1 pseudogene is annotated in these 760 nt (G+C 40.4%); it reads right to left on the bottom strand.

Annotated features, from left to right (window positions below):
* Positions 1-760 (bottom strand): annotated as a pseudogene (gene tet(O) / locus ACTNBR_RS16470) (tetracycline resistance ribosomal protection protein Tet(O)); the annotation flags it as partial.

The following is a 760-nucleotide window of genomic DNA, read 5'->3' as shown; positions in this document are numbered from 1 at the left end:
GAATATTCAATCTTAAAAACCTGCCCGCATAGTTCAGATTGACCTTCAGGCGTTGATGAATAAAATTTACTGGCAATTACTTCTATAAGCTGCCGAATCCCCAGATTGTTTTTAGCGCTTCCGTGATAAACGGGAAATAACGTTCCGTTTTGGAATCTCCTGTTTTCTTCCTGTTCCAGTTCTGACATTTTAAACGGTTTCCCTGACATATATTTCTCTAATAGTTCATCGTTTCCCATAATTACCGCATCCCACTGTTCCATATCGTCATTGTCCGTTACATTTATATGGGGATGCTGCCCAACCTTTTGCTTCACTATAATTTCCGAAGAAAGCTTTGCTTTCATTTCCCGATATACCATTGGCAAATCAATCCCCTCTTGGTCAATTTTATTGATGAAAAAAATTGTCGGAATCTTCATTATCTGTAGTGCATGAAACAGTATACGGGTCTGTGCCTGTATGCCATCCTTTGCAGAAACTAATAATACTGCTCCGTCTAATACGGATAAAGAACGGTATACTTCCGCCAAAAAATCCATATGGCCTGGCGTATCTATAATGTTGACTTTTACATCCTCCCACTGAAAAGATGTCACTGCTGTCTGGATAGTGATTCCCCTTTGACGCTCCAAATTCATTGTATCTGTCCTTGTTGTGCCTTCATCTACGCTCCCTAGTTCTGCAATTGCACCACTGGTATACAATAAACTTTCCGTTAATGTTGTCTTTCCTGCGTCAACGTGAGCCAGAATGCCTA

Source organism: Bariatricus sp. HCP28S3_F11, from assembly GCF_052065395.1.
In the GTDB taxonomy this organism is placed as follows: domain Bacteria; phylum Bacillota; class Clostridia; order Lachnospirales; family Lachnospiraceae; genus Allocoprococcus.
The sequence above is the reverse complement of the archived record's forward strand: the minus strand, read 5'-3'. Positions and strand labels throughout refer to the sequence as shown.